This is a genomic window from Martelella limonii (assembly GCF_013344475.1).
GTDB lineage: Bacteria > Pseudomonadota > Alphaproteobacteria > Rhizobiales > Rhizobiaceae > Martelella > Martelella limonii.
The window spans coordinates 35,408-54,156 of sequence record NZ_JABUOU010000003.1; the positions used below are offsets into that span (position 1 = coordinate 35,408).

20 protein-coding genes are annotated in these 18,749 nt (G+C 60.8%); 10 read left to right on the forward strand and 10 right to left on the reverse strand.

Annotated features, from left to right (window positions below; genetic code table 11):
- Positions 1-66: 66 nt before the first annotated feature.
- Both HPQ62_RS07905 and HPQ62_RS07910 read right to left on the reverse strand, forming a co-directional pair.
- Positions 67-1,485 carry a phosphomannomutase gene (locus HPQ62_RS07905; RefSeq protein WP_174802005.1) on the reverse strand — a complete coding sequence of 473 codons (1,419 nt, stop codon included), beginning with the start codon at positions 1,483-1,485 and terminating at the stop codon, positions 67-69.
- A 136-nt stretch (positions 1,486-1,621) separates the two neighbouring features.
- Entirely contained in the window at positions 1,622-2,026 is a 405-nt protein-coding gene (locus HPQ62_RS07910) for a ferritin-like domain-containing protein (RefSeq protein WP_342343696.1), read from the reverse strand.
- Between the two features lie 329 nt (positions 2,027-2,355).
- Here HPQ62_RS07910 and HPQ62_RS07915 point away from each other — a divergent pair, with 329 nt between their 5' ends.
- Together HPQ62_RS07915 and HPQ62_RS07920 are read left to right on the forward strand one after the other, a co-directional pair.
- Entirely contained in the window at positions 2,356-3,861 is a 1,506-nt protein-coding gene (locus HPQ62_RS07915) for an HWE histidine kinase domain-containing protein (RefSeq protein ID WP_174802007.1), read from the forward strand.
- A 214-nt stretch (positions 3,862-4,075) separates the two neighbouring features.
- Positions 4,076-5,095, forward strand: coding sequence for a PRC-barrel domain-containing protein (locus HPQ62_RS07920; protein WP_174802008.1), 1,020 nt, complete (start codon positions 4,076-4,078; stop codon positions 5,093-5,095).
- Between the two features lie 54 nt (positions 5,096-5,149).
- On the opposite strand, the gene HPQ62_RS07925 is transcribed toward HPQ62_RS07920, so the two are convergent.
- Complete coding sequence (locus HPQ62_RS07925; protein ID WP_174802009.1) at positions 5,150-5,818, reverse strand: phosphoribosyltransferase; 669 nt, start codon at positions 5,816-5,818, stop codon at positions 5,150-5,152.
- Between the two features lie 209 nt (positions 5,819-6,027).
- On the opposite strand from HPQ62_RS07925, the gene HPQ62_RS07930 reads away from it, so the two are divergent.
- The 7 genes from HPQ62_RS07930 to folD all read left to right on the forward strand — a co-directional run bounded on the left by HPQ62_RS07930 (position 6,028) and on the right by folD (position 10,836).
- A complete protein-coding gene (locus tag HPQ62_RS07930; protein ID WP_174802010.1) occupies positions 6,028-7,005 on the forward strand; it encodes a magnesium transporter CorA family protein in 978 nt (325 codons plus the stop codon).
- Positions 7,006-7,191: 186 nt separating this feature from the next.
- Positions 7,192-7,527 carry an AtpZ/AtpI family protein gene (locus HPQ62_RS07935; RefSeq protein ID WP_174802011.1) on the forward strand — a complete coding sequence of 112 codons (336 nt, stop codon included), beginning with the start codon at positions 7,192-7,194 and terminating at the stop codon, positions 7,525-7,527.
- 70 nt (positions 7,528-7,597) lie between these two features.
- On the forward strand, positions 7,598-8,350 hold the full coding sequence (locus HPQ62_RS07940; protein WP_174802012.1) for a F0F1 ATP synthase subunit A: 753 nt from the start codon (positions 7,598-7,600) through the stop codon (positions 8,348-8,350).
- A gap of 88 nt (positions 8,351-8,438) precedes the next feature.
- Positions 8,439-8,666, forward strand: coding sequence for a F0F1 ATP synthase subunit C (locus tag HPQ62_RS07945; protein ID WP_018063478.1), 228 nt, complete (start codon positions 8,439-8,441; stop codon positions 8,664-8,666).
- 87 nt (positions 8,667-8,753) lie between these two features.
- Positions 8,754-9,338: a F0F1 ATP synthase subunit B gene (locus tag HPQ62_RS07950; RefSeq protein ID WP_174802013.1), complete on the forward strand. Its 585-nt coding sequence runs from the start codon at positions 8,754-8,756 to the stop codon at positions 9,336-9,338.
- Between the two features lie 4 nt (positions 9,339-9,342).
- The gene (locus HPQ62_RS07955; protein WP_174802014.1) at positions 9,343-9,828 is read left to right on the forward strand and encodes a F0F1 ATP synthase subunit B; all 486 of its coding nucleotides are present in this window, start codon (positions 9,343-9,345) and stop codon (positions 9,826-9,828) included.
- A 108-nt stretch (positions 9,829-9,936) separates the two neighbouring features.
- Positions 9,937-10,836, forward strand: coding sequence for a bifunctional methylenetetrahydrofolate dehydrogenase/methenyltetrahydrofolate cyclohydrolase FolD (folD, locus tag HPQ62_RS07960; RefSeq protein ID WP_174802015.1), 900 nt, complete (start codon positions 9,937-9,939; stop codon positions 10,834-10,836).
- Between the two features lie 56 nt (positions 10,837-10,892).
- On the opposite strand, the gene HPQ62_RS07965 is transcribed toward folD, so the two are convergent.
- A complete protein-coding gene (locus HPQ62_RS07965; protein ID WP_174802016.1) occupies positions 10,893-11,135 on the reverse strand; it encodes an Lrp/AsnC ligand binding domain-containing protein in 243 nt (80 codons plus the stop codon).
- Between the two features lie 392 nt (positions 11,136-11,527).
- On the opposite strand from HPQ62_RS07965, the gene HPQ62_RS07970 reads away from it, so the two are divergent.
- Positions 11,528-13,012 carry an NAD-dependent succinate-semialdehyde dehydrogenase gene (locus HPQ62_RS07970; protein ID WP_174802017.1) on the forward strand — a complete coding sequence of 495 codons (1,485 nt, stop codon included), beginning with the start codon at positions 11,528-11,530 and terminating at the stop codon, positions 13,010-13,012.
- Positions 13,013-13,052: 40 nt separating this feature from the next.
- Here the strand turns inward: HPQ62_RS07970 and HPQ62_RS07975 are convergent, their stop codons facing one another.
- From HPQ62_RS07975 to HPQ62_RS08000, 6 genes are all read right to left on the reverse strand, one after another.
- On the reverse strand, positions 13,053-13,991 hold the full coding sequence (locus tag HPQ62_RS07975) for a 5-oxoprolinase subunit C family protein (RefSeq protein ID WP_174802018.1): 939 nt from the start codon (positions 13,989-13,991) through the stop codon (positions 13,053-13,055).
- Positions 13,988-14,692 carry a 5-oxoprolinase subunit PxpB gene (gene pxpB / locus HPQ62_RS07980; RefSeq protein ID WP_342343688.1) on the reverse strand — a complete coding sequence of 235 codons (705 nt, stop codon included), beginning with the start codon at positions 14,690-14,692 and terminating at the stop codon, positions 13,988-13,990. Before pxpB ends, HPQ62_RS07975 begins: the two co-directional genes overlap by 4 nt.
- 315 nt (positions 14,693-15,007) lie before the next feature.
- Positions 15,008-16,417 carry a 3-isopropylmalate dehydratase large subunit gene (leuC, locus tag HPQ62_RS07985; protein WP_174802020.1) on the reverse strand — a complete coding sequence of 470 codons (1,410 nt, stop codon included), beginning with the start codon at positions 16,415-16,417 and terminating at the stop codon, positions 15,008-15,010.
- 249 nt (positions 16,418-16,666) lie between these two features.
- Entirely contained in the window at positions 16,667-17,533 is an 867-nt protein-coding gene (locus HPQ62_RS07990) for an amino acid ABC transporter permease (RefSeq protein WP_174802021.1), read from the reverse strand.
- 7 nt (positions 17,534-17,540) lie between these two features.
- Positions 17,541-18,335, reverse strand: coding sequence for a transporter substrate-binding domain-containing protein (locus HPQ62_RS07995; RefSeq protein ID WP_174802022.1), 795 nt, complete (start codon positions 18,333-18,335; stop codon positions 17,541-17,543).
- Between the two features lie 101 nt (positions 18,336-18,436).
- Positions 18,437-18,619 (reverse strand): hypothetical protein, encoded by a 183-nt coding sequence (locus HPQ62_RS08000; protein ID WP_174802023.1) that lies wholly within the window; start codon positions 18,617-18,619, stop codon positions 18,437-18,439.
- Between the last annotated feature and the right edge of the window lie 130 nt (positions 18,620-18,749).

Consider the following 18,749-nt stretch of genomic DNA (forward strand, 5'->3'; position numbering starts at 1 on the left):
TCCTGATAAATTGAATGGTGATAAGATTTCGCTCGCCCCGAGAGGCGAGCCCGCGAAAAACATGTGTCAGGCTGGTTTGAAATTCTCGATCAGGCCGAGCCCCTGCTTCAACAGGTCAGCAGCCTCTTCCGCCGTGGATGCCTCGACATAGCACCGCATTTCCGGCGCATTGCCGGAGGGCCGGAAATGGATGATGCGGCCATCGGCAAGCGCAACCCGCAAACCATCAATATCGCTCGTTTCCGCAACCATGCCGACAGGCGCGAGAAACGCCTCCAGGTTCTCGCCGCTTGCGCGCAGATGCTCCATCAATGCGGCGCTGCGGGCCTGGGCAAAATCCTTGATCCGGTCGGCATCGGCCACCGGCAAGCTGTAGGCCTTGGCAAGCTCCGACATGCGTCGCTTGTCGCGATGCGCAAGGTAGAGCGCCGATAGCACCGGAAGGAAGCAATCGCGCGTCGGCAGCGCGGCAATGGTTTCATCGGCCGGGCGGAACGGCGAACCGGTCAGCAGGCCGCCATTGGCCTCAAAGCCCATCACGCCCTCCTTGCCTTCGGCGATCGCCTTTTCCATGCCTGCGATGACATAGGGCGAACCGACCTCGGTGCGGATCACCTCGAAGTCGCCGTTCTTTTCAATCCCGGAATTGGAGGTCACCGGCGTCACAACCACCTTGGCGCCGAGGAAATTCGCGGTCATAAGCCCGATCAGATCGCCGCGCAGCGGCGTTCCGGTCTCATCGGCGACCAGCGGGCGATCGGCATCGCCATCCGCTGAAATGATCGCGTCGAAACCGTGCTCGCCGGCCCAGCCTTTCAGGCGCGTGACCGTTTCCGGCGAAACCGCTTCGGTGTCGACAGGAATGAATTCCTCGGAAAAACCAAGCGGCGTGACCTCTGCACCGTAATGTTCCAGGATCGCGATGAACAGGTCGCGCGCAACCGTCGAATGTTGGTAGACGCCGATCCTCATGCCGGAGAGGGCCTCATCGGGAAGGATAGCCGTGCAGCGCGCGCCAAATCCTGCAAGCGCCTCGCTCGCCTCGTCCTCGCCTTCCTGCGGGGCTGCAGCAGGCGCACCCTTCAGCTTCTCCGCAAAGGCAGAGATCGCGTTTTCGTCTTCCTTGGTGATTTCGCCGGTGGGAAGATAGAATTTGATGCCGTTTCTGTCGGCGGGAATATGGGAGCCTGTCACCATCAGGGACGCCGCCTTACGTTTCAATCCATAGAAGGCAAGCGCCGGTGTCGGCAGCGCGCCGCAATCGACGGGCGTGAAACCTGCCTCCGCAATGGCCCCCATGCAGTTGGCCGCAATCGCCGGGCTGGATTGGCGATAGTCCTGCCCGACCAGGACGGGATCGCCCGGCTTGGCATGACCAGCTTCCTGAAGATGGAGGCAGAAGGCTTTGGCGTAAAGCGAGGAAGGCTCGCCGAGAAGATCAGTCGATAGGCCGCGCAGGCCGCTCGTGCCGAATTTGACGCTCATAGATACACTTAATCCCGGTTTTCAAATGCTCATACCCGTCAGAAGGCCGGGCATCGCCGTTTGCAGATGTGGAAGCGGACAAGGCCACTTTCGATGTGTTTTCTCACGCACGCAAGTCAAGGCCGCGTAACGGCCGTCAGCCACGACCGAGCGATCTGAGGCTTGGTATTGCCTGTTCGTGAAAAACGATACGCTGGCTGAGTAGATCTTCGGTGACAAGATCGCCAAAATCGCCTGCGACATCTGCCGCCCGACGCATTGCAGAGACGACGCGTTCATGCTCATCGATCAATGCGCCGATCGGATCCTGAGAGGGCTCGTGATGAACGTCTTCAGCCTCGACCGTCTGCGCTTTGAGCTCATGGCCCTTGCCGAGCGCGAAGGCACGCTGGACAATCATCCCGACGGCATTGTCGAGTTCCGCATGGTGACGCTCCAGCATGGCCTGGAAATGAGGAGACGAGACAACCTTGGCGCGATTGCTGCGGGTGTTGCGGATGAGGCGATGCATTCTTGCGATGACGCTGCTCAGGTCTTGCACGATCAAGGAGCAATAGCGCTCCGAAACGCCATTCGCCGTCTGCAATCCCTCTTGGCTTATCATCTCGAACCGTGGCGCTCCGCCTGACATGCCGCCCTCCGACAGCTATTTATCTCCCTCAAGCCAACGCAGAGGGCGTGGGTTTGTTCCGGCAAAATTCAAAAAAAGTGACACACGGTGAGAAAAATCTCCTCGCGCGGGAACCAGACCGTAACTTGGGCGTTTCGGAGCGAGGTCGTAATCCCTTGCGTGATTGCGGCATGGTGACCTAATAGACCTGCGCGGAGGGCGGACATGCTCTCCAAGCGAGTAGTAAAGAGCTTGAGCCTGTGGAACATCTGCCAGCGGAAATTGTGAAGGCGATCAAGGACGAGGATCGTCTGCGCACCCTTTCTCATTCCATCATGCGCGTTGCCGAAGAAGACGATGATTTCATTGCAATCGTCGAGTCGGCTGCAAAAAGATTCGATTGTCCCGCAGCCCTGATCGTGATTGCCGATGCCGAAGAGAACTGGGTTCAGGCTGCCCATGGCATCAAGATCGACGATGTGCCGACCCGTTCCGGATTGTTTGTCTATCCGATCGCCCTGAAGAAGGAAAAGGCGCTGATCCTCAACAACCCGAAAGACAATGCCGACCTTTCGCTTTCGGTGCCCTCGTATGAGGGCGAGCCCGTCCGGTTCTTCGCGGGTTGCGCAATCCGGGTCCATGGCGTCAATGCCGGCGCGCTTTGCGTGATCGACGGGGAAAACCACCGCGACATCACCGATGCGGATGCAGACGCACTGCGCCGGCTCGCAAATCTTTCCGGCTCTCTTTACGAACTCAAGCACGCGGCCCGCGCCAAGGCCTCGGCCGATCTCGCACTCTCCCAGGCGGAGCGTCGCCATTCGATCGCGATGAAGGCCGCAAACATTGCAGCCTGGAGCTGGGACGGCGTCAGCGAAACCGTGGATTGCGATGACACTCTGCGGGAAATGTTGGCGCTTTCATCGCATGAAAAGGTGACGTGCCGCCGTGTCCTCGGGGCAATCCAGCCCGACATGCGGTTTTCCCTGATGCGCCGTTTCAAGGCTGCCCTTGAACGGGGCGAGGAATACCAGTGCGAGTTCAAGGTGGAATCGACCGGCCGCTGGCTCCTCTCGCTCGGCGGGGCCTACGAGAGCGCAATGTCGGAAGACAGGCGCGGTCCGGTTTTCGGCGTCGTCGTCGATATCACCACCACCAAGGAGTCTGAGCAGAAGACCCGCCTTCTGCTGCGTGAGCTCAACCACCGCGTCAAGAACACGCTGGCCATCGTCCAGTCGATCGCCGGCCAGACATTGCGGCGTTCGCGGACATCGGCCGAATTCAACATGTCGTTTTCGGCAAGATTGCAGGCGCTTTCGGCTTCTCACACGCTTCTTTCCGACGAGCAGTGGGGCGCGATCGCGCTCGATCGCCTGCTGAAGTCGCAGATCGCACCTTATATCGACAGCTCCGGACGCCAGGTGGATATTCACGGCAGCGCCGTCTATCTCGATCCCGACGAGGCGCTCGCGCTCGGTCTCGTCATCCACGAACTTGCCAGCAATGCGGCGAAGTTCGGCGCACTCTCGACGCGCTCCGGGATCGTCGACATCTCGGTTGCCTGCCAGGAACAGGGCGGCGTTACCAGCCTGCTGCTCGATTGGGTGGAAGTCGGTGGGCCGCATGTCTCAAAACCGGAACAGCGCGGTTTCGGCTCGGTCCTGATCGAGCGCAGTCTCGACAAGGTGATCGGCAGCAAGGTCGCCGTGGACTATGCCGAAACCGGCCTCAAGGTTCGCATCAGCATGCCCCTGCGATATTGCTGAGACCAGCCCTTTTTGCCCTCGGCCCGCCCGCATCCCATGCGCGGCGGGCTTTTTCATTCTCGACACAATTTTTTTCGAAAAAAAGCAACTGCTTTAGGAACAAGGAATCTCTGAGGGCGTTTTATTGCTGTGAGACGGGTGAGATGAAACCAATAACTCAAAACAAATAGTCACACCTTTACTGAATCAAACAAGAAGAGAAGTGAGTATTTCAATGCTTCGTAAGATTCTTTCGACCACCGCACTTGTAGCTGTTGTTTCCACCGGCGTTGCTTTTGCCGATGAAACCAAGACGGCTGACCCTGTAAAGCAGCCAGAAGCTTCTGCAACCATGGAAAATAATGGCTCGATGAGGGTTTTCCCTGATCGTCAGGCGGCCGGCGAAAATGCTGAAAGCTTCTATGGCGCATCGGACCAGCAGATTCTGGCGAGCTCGCTCCTCGGATGGCCTGTTTATGGCCTGGACGCCGAAGACGGCGAACGCGAACAGGTCGGCGACATCAACAATATCGTGATGAACACCGACGGGACGGCCAATGCTGCCGTGATCGGCGTCGGCGGCTTCCTCGGTATGGGCGAAAAGGCAGTGGCAGTTTCATTCGATCGCCTGTCCTGGCAGCCCGGTGCTGAAGGCGAGGGCCAGTGGCTCAGCATCGACGCCACCAAGGAGGAGCTGGAAGCCGCTCCGGAGTTTGAATCCGACAACGAAAACCTGATGGAAGCCGGCTCTGTTCCGGAAAGTGAGACCAATCAGGATCAGCCGAATGACCTCGCCAATACGGCAGGCACGGCACTCGACCAGGCTGGCAATGCCACTGCAGAGACAGCAAATGACGTTGCCAACGAAGACGGCATGAATTCTGATGCCTCAATGACGGCCGACACCGCCGAAAATCCGATGCTGGAAGGCATGAGTGAAGTCGACACCGCGACGATTTCCTATGACGACCTCGAAGATGCGCCGGTGCTTGGCGCGGAGGGCGACAGCGTCGGCGAAATTTCCGACATCCTCGCATTCGGCGACAACAACGAGAATATCTTCATCGTTGACGTCGGCGGCTTCCTCGGCATCGGTGAAAAGCCGGTCGCCATTTCGGCAGACAGCACCACGATCATGAGCGATGGCGACAGCTACGTCGTCAAGACCATGTACGATCGCGAGACGCTTGAAAACCAGCCGGAATATACCGAGCAGAGCCTCAATGATAATCCGGACGCCGTTCTTCTGAAGTAATCCGGATTGCATCACCATGCAGGAAGCCCGCGATCGCAAGATCGCGGGCTTTTTTCATGCGCGCCACAAACCGTCATTCCCACGCCGGAGCATCGGCGTCTTCAGACACGTGTGCACCGGCCCGCTCCACCCTGCTGCGCCAAGCGCATCGGCGGCGCGATCCGTCTGCAACATCGCAGCGCCAACCGCGATTGGCCGTACCCCGCAAAGATCAAGAAGCGCGAGACCGGCCACGATCGACTGGCCGGATGAAATCACGTCATCGACGAGCACGATCCGCTTTCCCGCAATCAGCGGCAGCATGCGCGGGTCGATGTAAAGCCGCTTGCCGGCGCCGGGCGTCGTGATCGATTGCACCGGCAGCGACAGGCGCTCCTGATACCAGAACTTGCGCGAGTTGCCGAGCGGCACATACCGGGCGTGCCCGAGCGCCTCGCCAACGGCGGCTGCAAGCGTCAGGCCCAGTGTCGGCATGCCGACAACGATCTCAGGTTTCAGCGCGGCAAGCCTTTGTGCGAGGTCATCGGCCAAGGCACGCATGACCGTGAACGACGCCTGGTTGATGATCAGCGATGCGAGCCCGCTGCCAGTGTCGCCGAGAGCGCGGATCGGCAGCATCAGCCGGCGCCCATCGGCAAGGCTTGCGGGAAAGGCGTTCCCGTAAGCCTCCCCGGGGGAACGCCCGGGTGGCAGGAACGACTGCCAGTAGTCGTGACCTTCCATGGTTCTCTAAATCTCTCGCTTGCATCAAAACAGACTTGCCCTCCCCTTTAGGCTTCGCTAGCCGTTTGAGGCAAGGCGTCCCGAAAAACGTGCGGGCGCCATGAGCCGCGCTTGAGCTTTCTGCCCGGATCATTTCACACCGGTCAGATGATTTAACCCGGCCGCGAAATGATCTAGAACAGGGCCGCAGCGCAGGAAGCGGGGTTTGAATGATCCACCTCTACAAGATCGGCGGGGCAAAGACGCCGATGTCGCCGCTCGGCACGCCAGAGCCGATCTCCGACGATGTGATCTGGGTCGACATGCTCGATCCGACGGACGACGACATGCGCCAGGTGGAAGCGCTCCTGGGCGTTGTGCTTCCCACCCGCGAATCGCTCAAGGACATCGAGCCATCGAGCCGCTTCTACACCGAAGGCAATGCCGTCTACATGACCGCGTCGATCGTGATGAATGTGGATTTCGGCCTCGCCCACCTGACCGATATCGGCTTCATTCTGGTCGAGGGGCGCCTGATCACCATCCGCCATGCCGAGCCAAAGCCGTTCTTCCTCTTTGCTGCGGATCTGAAACGTCTGGAGATCGAGCCCGGCCAGGGCGTCAAGGTGCTCGCCCACCTGCTTGACACCATAGTCGACCGTACCGCCGAAATTCTCGAGCTTGCCGTTGCAAAGATCGACAATATTTCCATCGCCGTCTTCGGCGAAGGCGTGCGCGGGCGAAGACGCTCGCCGGCGCTCCTTGAGGAACGCCTGATCGAGATTTCGACCTATCACCGGCTCGTCAGCAAGACGCGCGACAGCCTGACAACGCTTTCGCGCCTTGCCACCTACGTCCAGACATTGCGGAGGGTACGCGACGACAAGCCGACCAAGGATCTCTGCCGCATCGTTTCGCACGACATCCAGTCGCTCTCGGAGCATGCAGGCTTCGTTGCCTCCAACATCACCTTCCTGCTCGATTCCTCGCTGGGCCTGATCAACCTTGAACAGAACAACATCATGAAGCTGTTCTCGGTGGTCTCGGTCGTGTTTGCGCCGCCCATGCTGATTGCGGGCATCTACGGCATGAACTTCGATCGCATGCCGGAACTGCACTGGCCGTTCGGATATCCTGCCGCGATCGGCGCAATGTTCGTGACGGGCGCGGCTGCCGTCTACTGGCTGCGGCGGCGCGGCTGGCTCTAGCCCGCGTTTTTTCGGCTTTTCCTGAAGCAAATTCAACGTCTTCCGGCCTGCTTTCGGGCAACGCTCCTGCGGCTTGACTAGCGGGGTGATGAAAACTATGGTGCGCGCGACTTGACCGGGCCTCAATAGCGCTTTATCGCGTGGCCCTTGCCCCTCGGGACAGGGGACGGTCGGGAAGGGGTTGTCATGGCTGATGACGGACAGGAAGATCTGGAAGCCCGCCGCAAGCGGCTGGCCGATGAACTGGGTTCGCTGCGCAAGGAGCAGCCGGACGAACAGGCAAAGATCAACAGCTCCGCCAGCAATGACCGGAAGGAAATGTCGAAGGGGCTGAAGCTTTCAAGCGAGTTCATGGCGGCGATATTCGTCGGTTTCATGCTCGGTTATCTGCTGGATCGCTTCGCCGGAACCGGACCTTGGGGATTGATCGTCTTTATTCTCCTTGGATTTTGCGCCGGGGTATTGAATGTCATGCGCTCCGTGGGTTATGTGGCGGAGCCGGAAGACCGCATTGAAAAATGACGGTGCGTAAGGTTTTGGTTGTTTGACGGCTGTGACAGGCTGCGAACAAGGCAAGAAGAGAGAGATTTAGGTGGCAAACGATCCGACCCATCAGTTTCAGATTCACAACATTGTTCCGATCAATGTCGGTGGGCTGGACCTGTCTTTCACCAACGCTTCGATGTTCATGGTGATTTCCGCTGGCGCCGCTGCCGCGTTTCTTTACCTTGCAACGGCAAAGCGCGGCCTGATCCCCTCGCGCACCCAGTCGATCGCCGAGCTTCTCTATGAATTCGTGGCCTCGATGCTGCGCGAGGGTGCCGGGACCAAGGGGATGGTGTTCTTCCCCTTCGTGCTGACGCTGTTCATGTTCCTGCTGACGGCAAATCTGATCGGCATGTTCCCCTATTTCTTCTCCGTAACCAGCCAGATCGTGGTGACCTTCTCGCTCGCGCTCATGGTGATGGGCGTCGTCGTCGGCTACGGCCTCTATAAGCACGGCCTGCACTTCTTCAAGGTGTTCGTGCCCTCCGGCGTTCCGGTTGCGCTTCTTCCCCTGGTGACCGCGATCGAGATCGTTTCGTTTCTCTCGCGTCCCATCAGCCTTTCCGTCCGTCTTTTCGCCAACATGCTGGCAGGCCACATCACGCTGAAGGTGTTTGCCGGCTTCGTGGTCTCGCTGATCTCGATCGGCACGATCGGTACCGGCGGCGCCATCCTGCCGCTCGCCATGACCGTGGCACTGACGGCACTCGAATTCCTGGTAGCCTTCCTGCAGGCCTATGTGTTTGCAGTGTTGACCTGCATGTATCTCAACGACGCCGTCAACGCGGGCGATCACTAGGATAGAAAAGTCGCCGGCTTCGTCTGGACAGGCGGAACCGGCATCGCTATTAAGCCGCAACAACCCAATTCTTCTAAGGAGTTCTCATATGGAAGCGGAAGCAGCAAAGTTCATCGGCGCCGGTATTGCCTGCCTTGGCATGGGTGCAACCTCCATGGGTCTCGGCCGCATCTTCGGTGACTACCTCACCGGTGCCCTGCGCAACCCGTCTGCCGCTGACAGCCAGTTCGGCCGTCTGGTTTTCGGCTTCGCCGTTACCGAAGCGCTCGGCATCTTCTCGCTGCTCGTTGCCCTGCTCCTCCTGTTCGCCGTTTAATTTACTGAACGGTACGACTATCGCTCGCGGCGACCGGCCTGAGGCTGGCGTCGCGAGTCCTTTTGTCGAACACCTTTGGAGGTGAGCATGTTTGTGACCCCGGCTTTGGCCCAGACGTCGCATGGTGCACAAGAGCAGCACACGGAAACTACGCTGGCCGATTTTGAGCATCACGAACAGCAGGTGTTCCCGCCGTTCGATTTTGCGACCTTTCCGTCGCAGATCCTGTGGCTGGCCATTACGTTCGGTCTCTTCTATCTGGTCATGAAGAAAGTCATCGTTCCGCGCGTCGGTTCGATTCTTGAAGACCGCCACGACCGGATCGCTCAGGACCTCGATGAAGCCGACCGGCTTCGCAACGAGGCTGACGCCGCGATCGCGGCCTATGAAAAAGAACTCGCGGAAGCCCGCAGCGAGGCGCGCCGGATTTCCGCCGCCGCCGCCGACAAGGCCCGCGCCGAAGCTGAAGCAGAACGCGAACAGCTTGAGTCAGAACTCGACAAGAAGCTTTCAGCCGCCAACGAGCGCATTGCCGCCGTTCGCGCCGAAGCGCTTCAGGAAGTCGGCGGAATCGCCGAGGAAACAGCGTCGCTGATCGTGACCCACCTGATCGGTGGTCGGATCGCCAAGGGCGAAATCGAAAGCGCGGTTTCGACCGTCAGGGAGGGCTGAGCCGATGTCACTTGATGCAACATTCTACGCATTTGTCGGCCTGATCCTGTTCTTCATCGTGGTCGCCTATTTCAAGGTTCCCGGCATTCTGCTGCGGTCGCTTGATTCCCGCGCCAATGAAATTCGCGACGAACTGGCGGAAGCCAAGCGTCTTCGCGAAGAAGCCCAGCATGTGCTTGCCGACTATCAGCGCAAGCGCCGCGAAGCCGAGGAAGAGGCCAAGGACATCGTCGCCGCAGCCGAACGCGAAGCCCAGTCGATCAAGGAAGAAGCCCGCCGCAAGACCGAAGAATATGTCGAGCGTCGCACCGCCTTTTCCGAACAGAAGATCCGCCAGGCCGAGCAGGAAGCTGTTGCCGCCGTTCGCGGTGCTGCCGTCGACGTCGCCGTCGAAGCTGCCCGCATCGTGCTGGACAAGAAGGCAACGCCGGCTGTTCAGTCGAAGCTGTTCTCGCAGTCTGTCGATGCGGTCAAGAACCGCCTGAACTGATCGGTCCTGTTTACTGGTCAAGATATTGGCAAGCGTTCCGGCGCTTGCCGTTTTTGTTTCTGGCGCCCTCTATCCTGTGTCTGCGGCGCCCATTGAATGGTGAGTGGCATGGCAGAGCGGATTGACGGAAAAGCGATCGCAGCGGATGTGATCTCGAAGGTCAGGGAAGCGAGCGATCGGCTGAAGGACGAAAAGGGCGTCGTGCCCGGTCTGGCGGTGGTGATCGTGGGCGATGACCCGGCAAGCCACACCTATGTCGCCGCCAAGGGCAAGCGCGCCAAGGAATGCGGCTTCCACTCTGTCCAGATCACCCTTCCCGCAGAAACCAGCCAGGACGAGCTGGAAAAGGTCGTGCGCGAACTCAACGACGATGCCGACATCCACGGCATTCTGGTCCAGCTTCCCCTCCCCGACCATCTCGATGAAGCGCCCGTCATCCAGCTCATCCGTCCCGAGAAGGATGTAGACGGCCTCTCCGTCGTCAATGCCGGCAAGCTTGCGCTGGGCGACATGAAGACCGGGCTGATCTCCTGCACGCCCGCCGGATCCATGGTGCTGATCCGCTCCGTCCATGGCAGCGATCTCTCCGGCCTCAATGCCGTCGTCATCGGCCGCTCCAACCTGTTCGGCAAGCCGATGGGGCAATTGCTGCTTCAGGCGAATGCGACCGTGACCATGGCCCATTCGCGCACCGCAAACCTGGCAGAAATCGCTGCCCGCGCCGATATTCTCGTCGCCGCCACGGGCCGTGCCGAGATGGTGAAGGCCGACTGGGTCAAGCCCGGCGCCACCGTGATCGATGTCGGCATCACCCGCGTACCGGCGCCCGAGCGGGGCGAAGGCAAGACGCGGCTTCTGGGCGATGTGGATTTCGTGGCGGCCGAGAAGGTCGCAGGCGCCATCACGCCGGTTCCGGGCGGCGTTGGCCCTATGACGATCACAATGCTGATGGCCAATACGGTGATCGCCGCATACCGCGCAAACGGCCTTGCCGCACCCGAATTCTGATCGAACTGGCGGTGCGACAGCCTCGCGGCCCGCACCGCTCAATCACCCTGCAAGCGTTACGAGAACGCCTTGAAGGTGACGATCGTGAAGGTTTCCTTGACGCCCTCGATCGTCTGCAGCTTGCTCGTCACGAAATGCCCGATATCGGCGTCCTTGCCCAGATAGAACTTGGCAAGCAGGTCGTAATGGCCGGAGGTCGAATAGATTTCCGAGGTCTCCTCGAGCGTGCGCACGACGAGGTCGGCAACGTCATAGGCGTGGCCGGGCTGGCATTTGAACTGAACGAAAATCGTCTGCATCTGGCACCTTTTCCAAGAGCATCCCGCAGCGTGACGGACGGAATTGCCGCCGGCTTGCGAACATGCGTCAAAACTCGCTGGGCTCCGCATCTTCTTCCGCGGGCCCATCGCGCATCATGGCTGACCTATAGCATTTCGCGCCCGCCTGAAACCAGCCCCCGCACGGTTGCGTGCGCTGGCGTTCCAAAGGGGCCCCGGAGGCCTCTATCATGCGGTAGCGCTGATTCCGATCGGCATCCTGCAGCCCTGCCCACGCGACTGCATGCCTCATGACCGCGCGCAGAAATTTTGGAAGATTTCATTTGGCGAACATTGGTGCTGATCTATATGCATGGTCTGACACATCGCACGGAGGCGTGCGGCAAAGAGCAAAGCATAGAGGGAATTCCATCATGACGATCGCGAAAGCGCTTTCCGACAAACTGACCAGAACCGAACTTGCAGTATCGCGCGCGCTCGTCGCGGGCGAATGGCGTGATGCGGTGGCAAGCGGCAAGACCTTCGACGTCGTGAACCCGGCCAATGGCGACGTCATCGCAACGCTTCCCGACTGCGGCAAGGAAGACGTCGAGGAGGCCGTCGCAGCTGCCTACGAGGCGCAGAAGGCCTGGGCGAAGAAGACCGGCAAGGAGCGCGCCGCGGTGCTGCGCAAACTTTACGATCTGATGGTCGAAAACGCCGATGATCTCGCGACCATCCTGACCATGGAAATGGGCAAGCCCTGGGCAGAGGCCCGCGGCGAGGTCCTCTATGGCGGCGCCTATATCGAATGGTTCGGTGAAGAAGCCAAGCGCGCCTATGGCGACATCATCCCCGGCCATCAGGCAGACAAGCGCATCATGGTCATTCGCCAGCCCGTCGGCGTCGTCGGCGCGATCACGCCCTGGAACTTCCCGAATGCCATGCTCGCACGCAAGATGGCGCCCGCACTTGCCGCAGGCTGCTCGATCGTCTGCAAGCCGGCGCAGCAAACCCCGCTCTCCGCCCTTTCCATGGCGCTGCTGGCCGAACAGGCGGGCGTTCCCAAGGGCCTTCTGTCGGTCATCACCTCAACCAGCTCCTCGACGGTCGGCAAGGTGTTCAGCGAGGATGACCGCGTCCGCAAGATCACCTTCACCGGCTCCACCGAAGTTGGCCGGATCCTGATGCGTCAGGGCGCCGACCAGATCAAGAAGATGGGCCTCGAACTCGGCGGCAACGCGCCCTTCATCGTCTTCGACGATGCCGATCTCGATGCCGCCGTCGAAGGCGCGATCGCATCCAAGTTCCGCAATGCCGGCCAGACCTGCGTGTGCGCCAACCGGCTCTATGTCCAGTCCGGCGTCTATGATGCCTTCGCCGAAAAGCTCGCAGCGCGCGTGGCCAAGCTCAAGGTCGGCAACGGCATGGAGGATGGCACCGAGATCGGCCCGATGATCGAGAAAGCTGCCGTCGAGAAGGTCAAGGACCATATCGAGGACGCCACGTCCAAGGGCGCGGAAATCAAGCTCGGCGGCAAGGCGCACGAACGCGGCGGCCTGTTCTTCGAACCGACCGTGCTCACCGGCGTCACGCCGGACATGAAGTGCGCGCGTGAGGAAACCTTCGGCCCCGTCGCGCCGCTCTTCAGCTTCGACAGCGAGGAAGACGTGATCGCGATGGCCAACGACACCGAATTCGGCCTCGCCTCCTATTTCTTCTCGCGCGATGTGGCGAAGATCTTCCGCGTTGCCGAGGCGCTGGAATACGGCATTGTCGGCGTCAATACCGGCTTGATCTCGACCGAAGTCGCGCCCTTCGGCGGCGTCAAGCAGTCGGGCCTCGGCCGCGAGGGCTCGAAATACGGCCTCGATGACTATACCGAGCTGAAATATATCTGCCTCGGCGGCATCGCCTGAATGACAGGGGGGAGCCCGGCGCTTCCCCTTCGCTTGCCTGTCAGGCGGGCGTGGCGATGGAGCGGATCGCCGTTTCGATCCGCTCCCGTTCGGCAAGCAGTCTCATCTCGGCCTCGTCCTGCGTGATCGCCACGAAATGGAAGGGTGCGCCCGCGGGCATCTGCGCCAGACGTCCGAGATCGGACGAGATCACGGTGGCAATCTTGGGATAACCGCCCGTTGTCTGCCGCTCTGCCATCAGCACCGTCGCAATGCCCGAGCCCGGCACCTGGATGGAGCCTGCAGGCGTCGCGTCCGAGATGATGTCATGGCCGCCTGTGGTGCGCAGAAGCGGCCCGTCAAGCAGGCTTGCCATGCGGTCGCGGCGCGGCGAGACAGCAAAGGCTTCCCCGAGCAGCTGCGACCAGGCATAGCGATCGAACCGCTCCGCCTGGGGCCCGGCAACGATGCGGATCGGCCCGTGCGGCCGGTGGAAGATCCCGCTCAGGCGATGGACGGGTCCGGGCGCGCTTTCCCCGAGCGGCAGGATATCGCCATCGGCAAGCACCCGCCCCTCGAAACCGCCCATGCCGTTTCTGACATGGGTTGCGCGCGAGCCGAGCAGCGCCGGCACGGCGATGCCGCCGGAAAAGGCGATATAACCCCAGACCGCGCCGCGCATCGGGCCGATGTCGATCACCTCGCCGGGACGCACCGCATGGCTTTCCCATAGCGGCATCGGCCGGCCATTGATGGCGAGCGCGGCAGCGCCGCCGGTAACGGCTACCATGCAGGCCTCGGTGACACGGTAGCGCCCGCCGAACTGGGCAAATTCGAGCGCGGCCGCATCCCCATCATTGCCGACAAGGGCCTGTGCAATCCTGAACGCGGCCTCGTCCATCGGGCCGGAGGGAGAAACGCCTGCGGCCATATAGCCGGTACGCGGCTTCGCCTGGACAGACACCATAAGTCCGGCCCTGATCACCTCCAGCGCGTTCATGATGCCTCCGCCTCAACGATTGCCTCGCCAGCATCCGCTCGGCGCTGAAGCGCTTCGAATTCGTCCGGAGAAATCTCGAAAAAGCGGATCATGTCACCCGCCCGAAAGAAGGATGGTTCCGGACGTTCGGGATCGAAAAGATTGAGAGGCGTGCGGCCGATATAACGCCAGCCGCTGGGCCCGGTGACCGAATTGATCGCCGCCTGCGCACCGCCAATGCCGACCGCGCCAGCCTCCACCCTCTGGCGGGGAACCTCAAGGCGCGGCGTATGCAGCGCCTCCGGCAGCCCGCCGAGATAGGTGAAGCCCGGCGCAAAGCCGATCATGTAAACCCGGTACTCTGCTCCGGTATGAAGCGCGATCAACTCTTCGGCATCTAACCCTTTCATCTCGGCGAGCGCCGCGAGATCCGGCGAGCCGTGATAGCAGACGGGCACATTGAACCGGCGAGCGCTTTCCATGTCCCCGACCGCCTGTTCGGCACGCTCCTCCAGAAGCGGCACCAGGGCCGCCGCACGAATCCGGCCAGGATCATAATAGACGAGCAGCGAACGATAGGCCGGCACGGTCTCGACGATGCCTGCGATCGGCTCCTCCTTCAGCGCGCGATCGAGCGCGACAACACGGGCATGGACCGCAGGATCGATCGCATCCTCAAACTCGACGCTGATGGCCTGATCTCCGGCCGCCCTTATCCTCACCACTGCCCTCCCCGCCCCTCATTTCTGCAATCGTGAAAGGCTAGCAGCTTTCAAGGCGCAAGCGAAATGGCAAGTTTCACGATTTGCCTTTGCAGCGGTTGCCTTCAATACAAAAGGGTGTGGATCCGACCGCCCCTCAGACAGCTGGCCAAGCCAGCGCTTTTGAGACAATCACTCACGCCAGCCTCACCCACAGGGATCACGCTCCGACTTGATCCGAGCATCCAGGCAGCATTCAAGGACATGCGCTAAAACAAACTAAGGGGCGGATTGCTCCACCCCTCAGTCATACGGCAAGTCTGCAGGACCCTGCGACTACTTCCAGTCGCGGATATCGACGAAGTGGCCTTCGATTGCGGCAGCGGCGGCCATCGCGGGCGACACCAGATGGGTGCGGCCCTTGTAGCCCTGACGGCCTTCGAAGTTGCGGTTCGAGGTCGATGCGCAACGCTCTTCCGGCTTCAGCCGGTCGTCGTTCATGGCAAGGCACATGGAGCAGCCCGGCTCGCGCCATTCGAAGCCGGCCTCGATGAAGATCTTGTCGAGGCCTTCGGCTTCCGCCTGTTCCTTGACGAGACCCGAGCCCGGCACGATCATGGCGTTCACGGTGGACGCCACCTTGCGGCCCTTGGCAACGGCTGCTGCCGCGCGCAGATCCTCTATGCGACCATTGGTGCAGGAGCCGATGAACACGCGATCAACTGCAACGTCGGTCATCCTGGTTCCCGGCTCGAGGCCCATATATTTCAACGCGCGCCACTTCGACGTGCGCTTGTTCTCGTCCTCGATATCATCCGGGTTCGGCACTTCGCCGGTGACCGCGATCACGTCTTCAGGCGAAGAGCCCCACGAGACGATCGGCGGCAGGCTTGCAGCATCGAGCGTGACGACGCGGTCGTAATGCGCGCCCTCATCGGTCGTCAGCGACTTCCAGTATTCGACGGCACGATCCCAGGCCTCGCCTTCAGGCGCACGCGGGCGGCCCTTGATATATTCGAAGGTCTTTTCATCCGGCGCAATCAGGCCGGCGCGGGCGCCGCCTTCGATCGTCATGTTGCAGACGGTCATGCGGCCTTCCATCGACAGGTCGCGGATCGCTTCGCCCGCAAACTCGATCACATGGCCGGTACCGCCGGCGGTGCCGATCTCGCCGATGATCGCCAGGATGATGTCCTTGGCTGTGACGCCTTCCGGCGCCTTGCCATCGACACGCACCAGCATGTTCTTGGCCTTCTTCTGGATCAGCGTCTGGGTAGCGAGCACGTGCTCGACTTCCGACGTGCCGATGCCATGCGCCAGCGCGCCGAAGGCGCCATGCGTCGAGGTGTGGCTGTCGCCGCAGACGATCGTCATGCCGGGCAGCGTGAAGCCCTGCTCGGGACCGACGATGTGGACGATGCCCTGACGCTTGTCCTTCTCGGAATAATACTCGACGCCGAAATCGGCGGCATTCTGGGCAAGCGCTTCCACCTGGATGCGGCTTTCCTCGTTCTTGATGCCGTTGACGCGGTCCGGCGTGGTCGGCACGTTGTGGTCGACGACAGCCAGCGTCTTCAGCGGCGCGTGGACCTTGCGGCCGGCAAGCCTCAGGCCTTCGAACGCCTGCGGGCTGGTGACTTCATGCACCAGATGGCGGTCGATATAGAGGAGACAGGTGCCGTCATCCTGTTGGTCAACCAGATGATCGTCCCAGATTTTGTCGTAAAGTGTGCGAGCCTTGCTCATGATTTCATGACCCATATGTCGAAGAAAAAGGAAAATGCGGCGAAAGCGCCAACGTTCAGCTGGAGGCGATCAGCTAAGTCGGGCGTTGAGCGCGCCGGAAATCATCGCAAAGAACCGTCCCGGCAGGCGTTTTCTGTCCTGCAGAACGAAGGGCCGGAAAGTAACGGCCGGATTGCGATGGTCAATGGTCCTCATGGGGCGCGTTATTACCAGCTTTCTGGGAGCGCGGCAATCACTTCCGAGAATGGTTCAAAACTGGCCCGGCCCTCCGGCTTTCGCCCGTTCCGCACCATAGCGGCTGAAGCCGTTCTTCTTGCGCATCCGCTGTTCGATGCCACGCAGGATCAGCGACAGGCCAATCGTCAGCAGCAGATAGACATAGGCGACGATCGAATAGGTCTCGAAGAACCGGAACGAGCTTGCGGCATAGACCTTGCCCATCTGGGTGATATCGGCGACGCCGAGAACGGAAACGAGCGAGGAATCCTTGACCATCGAGACGAAGTCGTTGGAAAGCGGCGGAAAGATCGTGCGGATCGCCTGCGGAAACACGATCAGACGGAAGCGCTGGAACCGCCTGAGCCCCAGCGCCTGTGCCGCCTCGATCTGGCCCTCGTCCACGGCCTGGATTCCGGCGCGGAAGATTTCGGCAATGAAGGCGGCATAGCCGATCGTGAGCGCAATGATCGCCCGCCACATCAGCGAGAAGTCGCGGACCACGAATGCATCCATCATGCCGGCGTCGATCAGCGGCGAGAACACCGTGTTGGCAAGCCCCACAAGCGCCGGGGCGCCGACAAAGGCGACGTAGAACAACAAGACGATGATCGGGATGCCACGGATGATCTCGACATAGAAGCGCGCAATCTGGCGCAGCGCGACATGGCGCGAGAGCCCGAGAAGCGCCAGCATCATGCCAAAGGCGGTCGCCAGCGCGAAGGCAACCAGCGTGACGAACACGGTAACGCCGATGCCCTTGGCAACGATCGCGAACACCTCGGCGTAAAGCCTGTTTGCGGCAATGGCGATGGCGGCCGCCGCGGCAAGTGCCAGAAAGGCATAAAGCCACCACGGCCGCTCGCCCGCATTGCCCGCGGGCAGTTTCTGGAAGCCCATTCCGGTGCTACTGCCCCATCGCGTAGTCGACGAACCATTTCTGGTTCAGCGCGTCGAGCGTGCCATCGGCCGCCATGGAGCCGATGGCCGCATCAAAGGGGCCGACAAGGTCGGAGCCCTTCTGGAAGATGAAGCCGAAATCCTCGGCACCCATCGGCGAGCCAATGAGCTTCAAGGCGCCATCGGACACATTGACATAGCCGTTTGCGGCCGTGCTGTCGGACAGCACCAGATCGACATCGCCGATCCTGAGCGCCTGCACGGCAGCGCCGATGGTCTCGTAAAGCTTGATGCGCGGGTTCTGCTCGTTCCCGTCCAGCACCTCGTAGACGCCGGTGTAGAACGGCGTGGTGCCCGCCTGCGAGCCGATCAGGCCATCTTCAAAGGCTGCGAAACTCTCCGCGTCGCTGAACCGGTCTTCGTCGCCGCGCACCAGCATCAGCATTTCCGAATGCAGATAGGGCGCGGAGAAATCCACCATCTCCTTGCGGTCGTCGCGGATGGTGATGCCGTTCATGGCGACATCATACTGACCGTCATGGATCGCCTGCACCATCGCATCCCAGCTTGCAGTGGCATAATCGATGTTGAGGTTGAGGCGCTTGGCGATCTCCGCCATCGCATCATATTCCCAGCCAATCGCCTCGCCGGTCTTGGGATCGATGAACTGCAGCGGCGGATAGGTGTTTTCCGACACGACGCTGATGGTGCGTCCTTCCATATCCGGCAGTTCGGCAGCAGGCGCTGCGGCCGCGCTGAACAGCACCAGAACCGCAGCACAAAGGGCGCGTCGAGACAGCATTTCATGACTCCTTGCAGCAGATGAAGGCCGCAGGGTGTCATATCTCGGCTTCAAAGCGCAAGAGCGCCGGAGATACGGGAGAGCGAAAAGCGCAGGCGTCGTCAGTGAAGCGTTGCGCTTTTCGGCATAGCCGGCGCGCTCAGTCGAGCCTCGTAAGCTTCGAATTCGCTTTCCCTGAGGAATTCGAACACGTCGCGGGTCGCGCGTTTTTTGGTCAGGACGGGTGTGGCAATCGTTCCCAGTATCAGGGCTGCGCCAGCCATTCTGGCGCGTCGAATGAACATTTCTGCTCCGTTTCGCCGGCACCGATGCGGCGCCGGACTTCTTGTTCCAAGGCTGCAGGAGATAGGCTCTGATTTCGACTTTTTCTTGTCAAACCCGAAGTTGCAACCCAGCCATGCATATTGGGGGATG

Coding starts and splice junctions, on each gene's coding strand:
- HPQ62_RS07905 (WP_174802005.1), bottom strand. CDS start 1,485: ATGAGCGTCAAATTCGGCACGAGCGGCCTGCGCGGCCTATCGACTGAT.
- HPQ62_RS07920 (WP_174802008.1), top strand. CDS start 4,076: ATGCTTCGTAAGATTCTTTCGACCACCGCACTTGTAGCTGTTGTTTCC.
- HPQ62_RS07925 (WP_174802009.1), bottom strand. CDS start 5,818: ATGGAAGGTCACGACTACTGGCAGTCGTTCCTGCCACCCGGGCGTTCC.
- HPQ62_RS07930 (WP_174802010.1), top strand. CDS start 6,028: ATGATCCACCTCTACAAGATCGGCGGGGCAAAGACGCCGATGTCGCCG.
- HPQ62_RS07935 (WP_174802011.1), top strand. CDS start 7,192: ATGGCTGATGACGGACAGGAAGATCTGGAAGCCCGCCGCAAGCGGCTG.
- HPQ62_RS07945 (WP_018063478.1), top strand. CDS start 8,439: ATGGAAGCGGAAGCAGCAAAGTTCATCGGCGCCGGTATTGCCTGCCTT.
- HPQ62_RS07950 (WP_174802013.1), top strand. CDS start 8,754: ATGTTTGTGACCCCGGCTTTGGCCCAGACGTCGCATGGTGCACAAGAG.
- HPQ62_RS07955 (WP_174802014.1), top strand. CDS start 9,343: ATGTCACTTGATGCAACATTCTACGCATTTGTCGGCCTGATCCTGTTC.
- folD (WP_174802015.1), top strand. CDS start 9,937: ATGGCAGAGCGGATTGACGGAAAAGCGATCGCAGCGGATGTGATCTCG.
- HPQ62_RS07965 (WP_174802016.1), bottom strand. CDS start 11,135: ATGCAGACGATTTTCGTTCAGTTCAAATGCCAGCCCGGCCACGCCTAT.
- HPQ62_RS07970 (WP_174802017.1), top strand. CDS start 11,528: ATGACGATCGCGAAAGCGCTTTCCGACAAACTGACCAGAACCGAACTT.
- HPQ62_RS07975 (WP_174802018.1), bottom strand. CDS start 13,991: ATGAACGCGCTGGAGGTGATCAGGGCCGGACTTATGGTGTCTGTCCAG.
- leuC (WP_174802020.1), bottom strand. CDS start 16,417: ATGAGCAAGGCTCGCACACTTTACGACAAAATCTGGGACGATCATCTG.
- HPQ62_RS07990 (WP_174802021.1), bottom strand. CDS start 17,533: ATGGGCTTCCAGAAACTGCCCGCGGGCAATGCGGGCGAGCGGCCGTGG.
- HPQ62_RS07995 (WP_174802022.1), bottom strand. CDS start 18,335: ATGCTGTCTCGACGCGCCCTTTGTGCTGCGGTTCTGGTGCTGTTCAGC.
- HPQ62_RS08000 (WP_174802023.1), bottom strand. CDS start 18,619: ATGTTCATTCGACGCGCCAGAATGGCTGGCGCAGCCCTGATACTGGGA.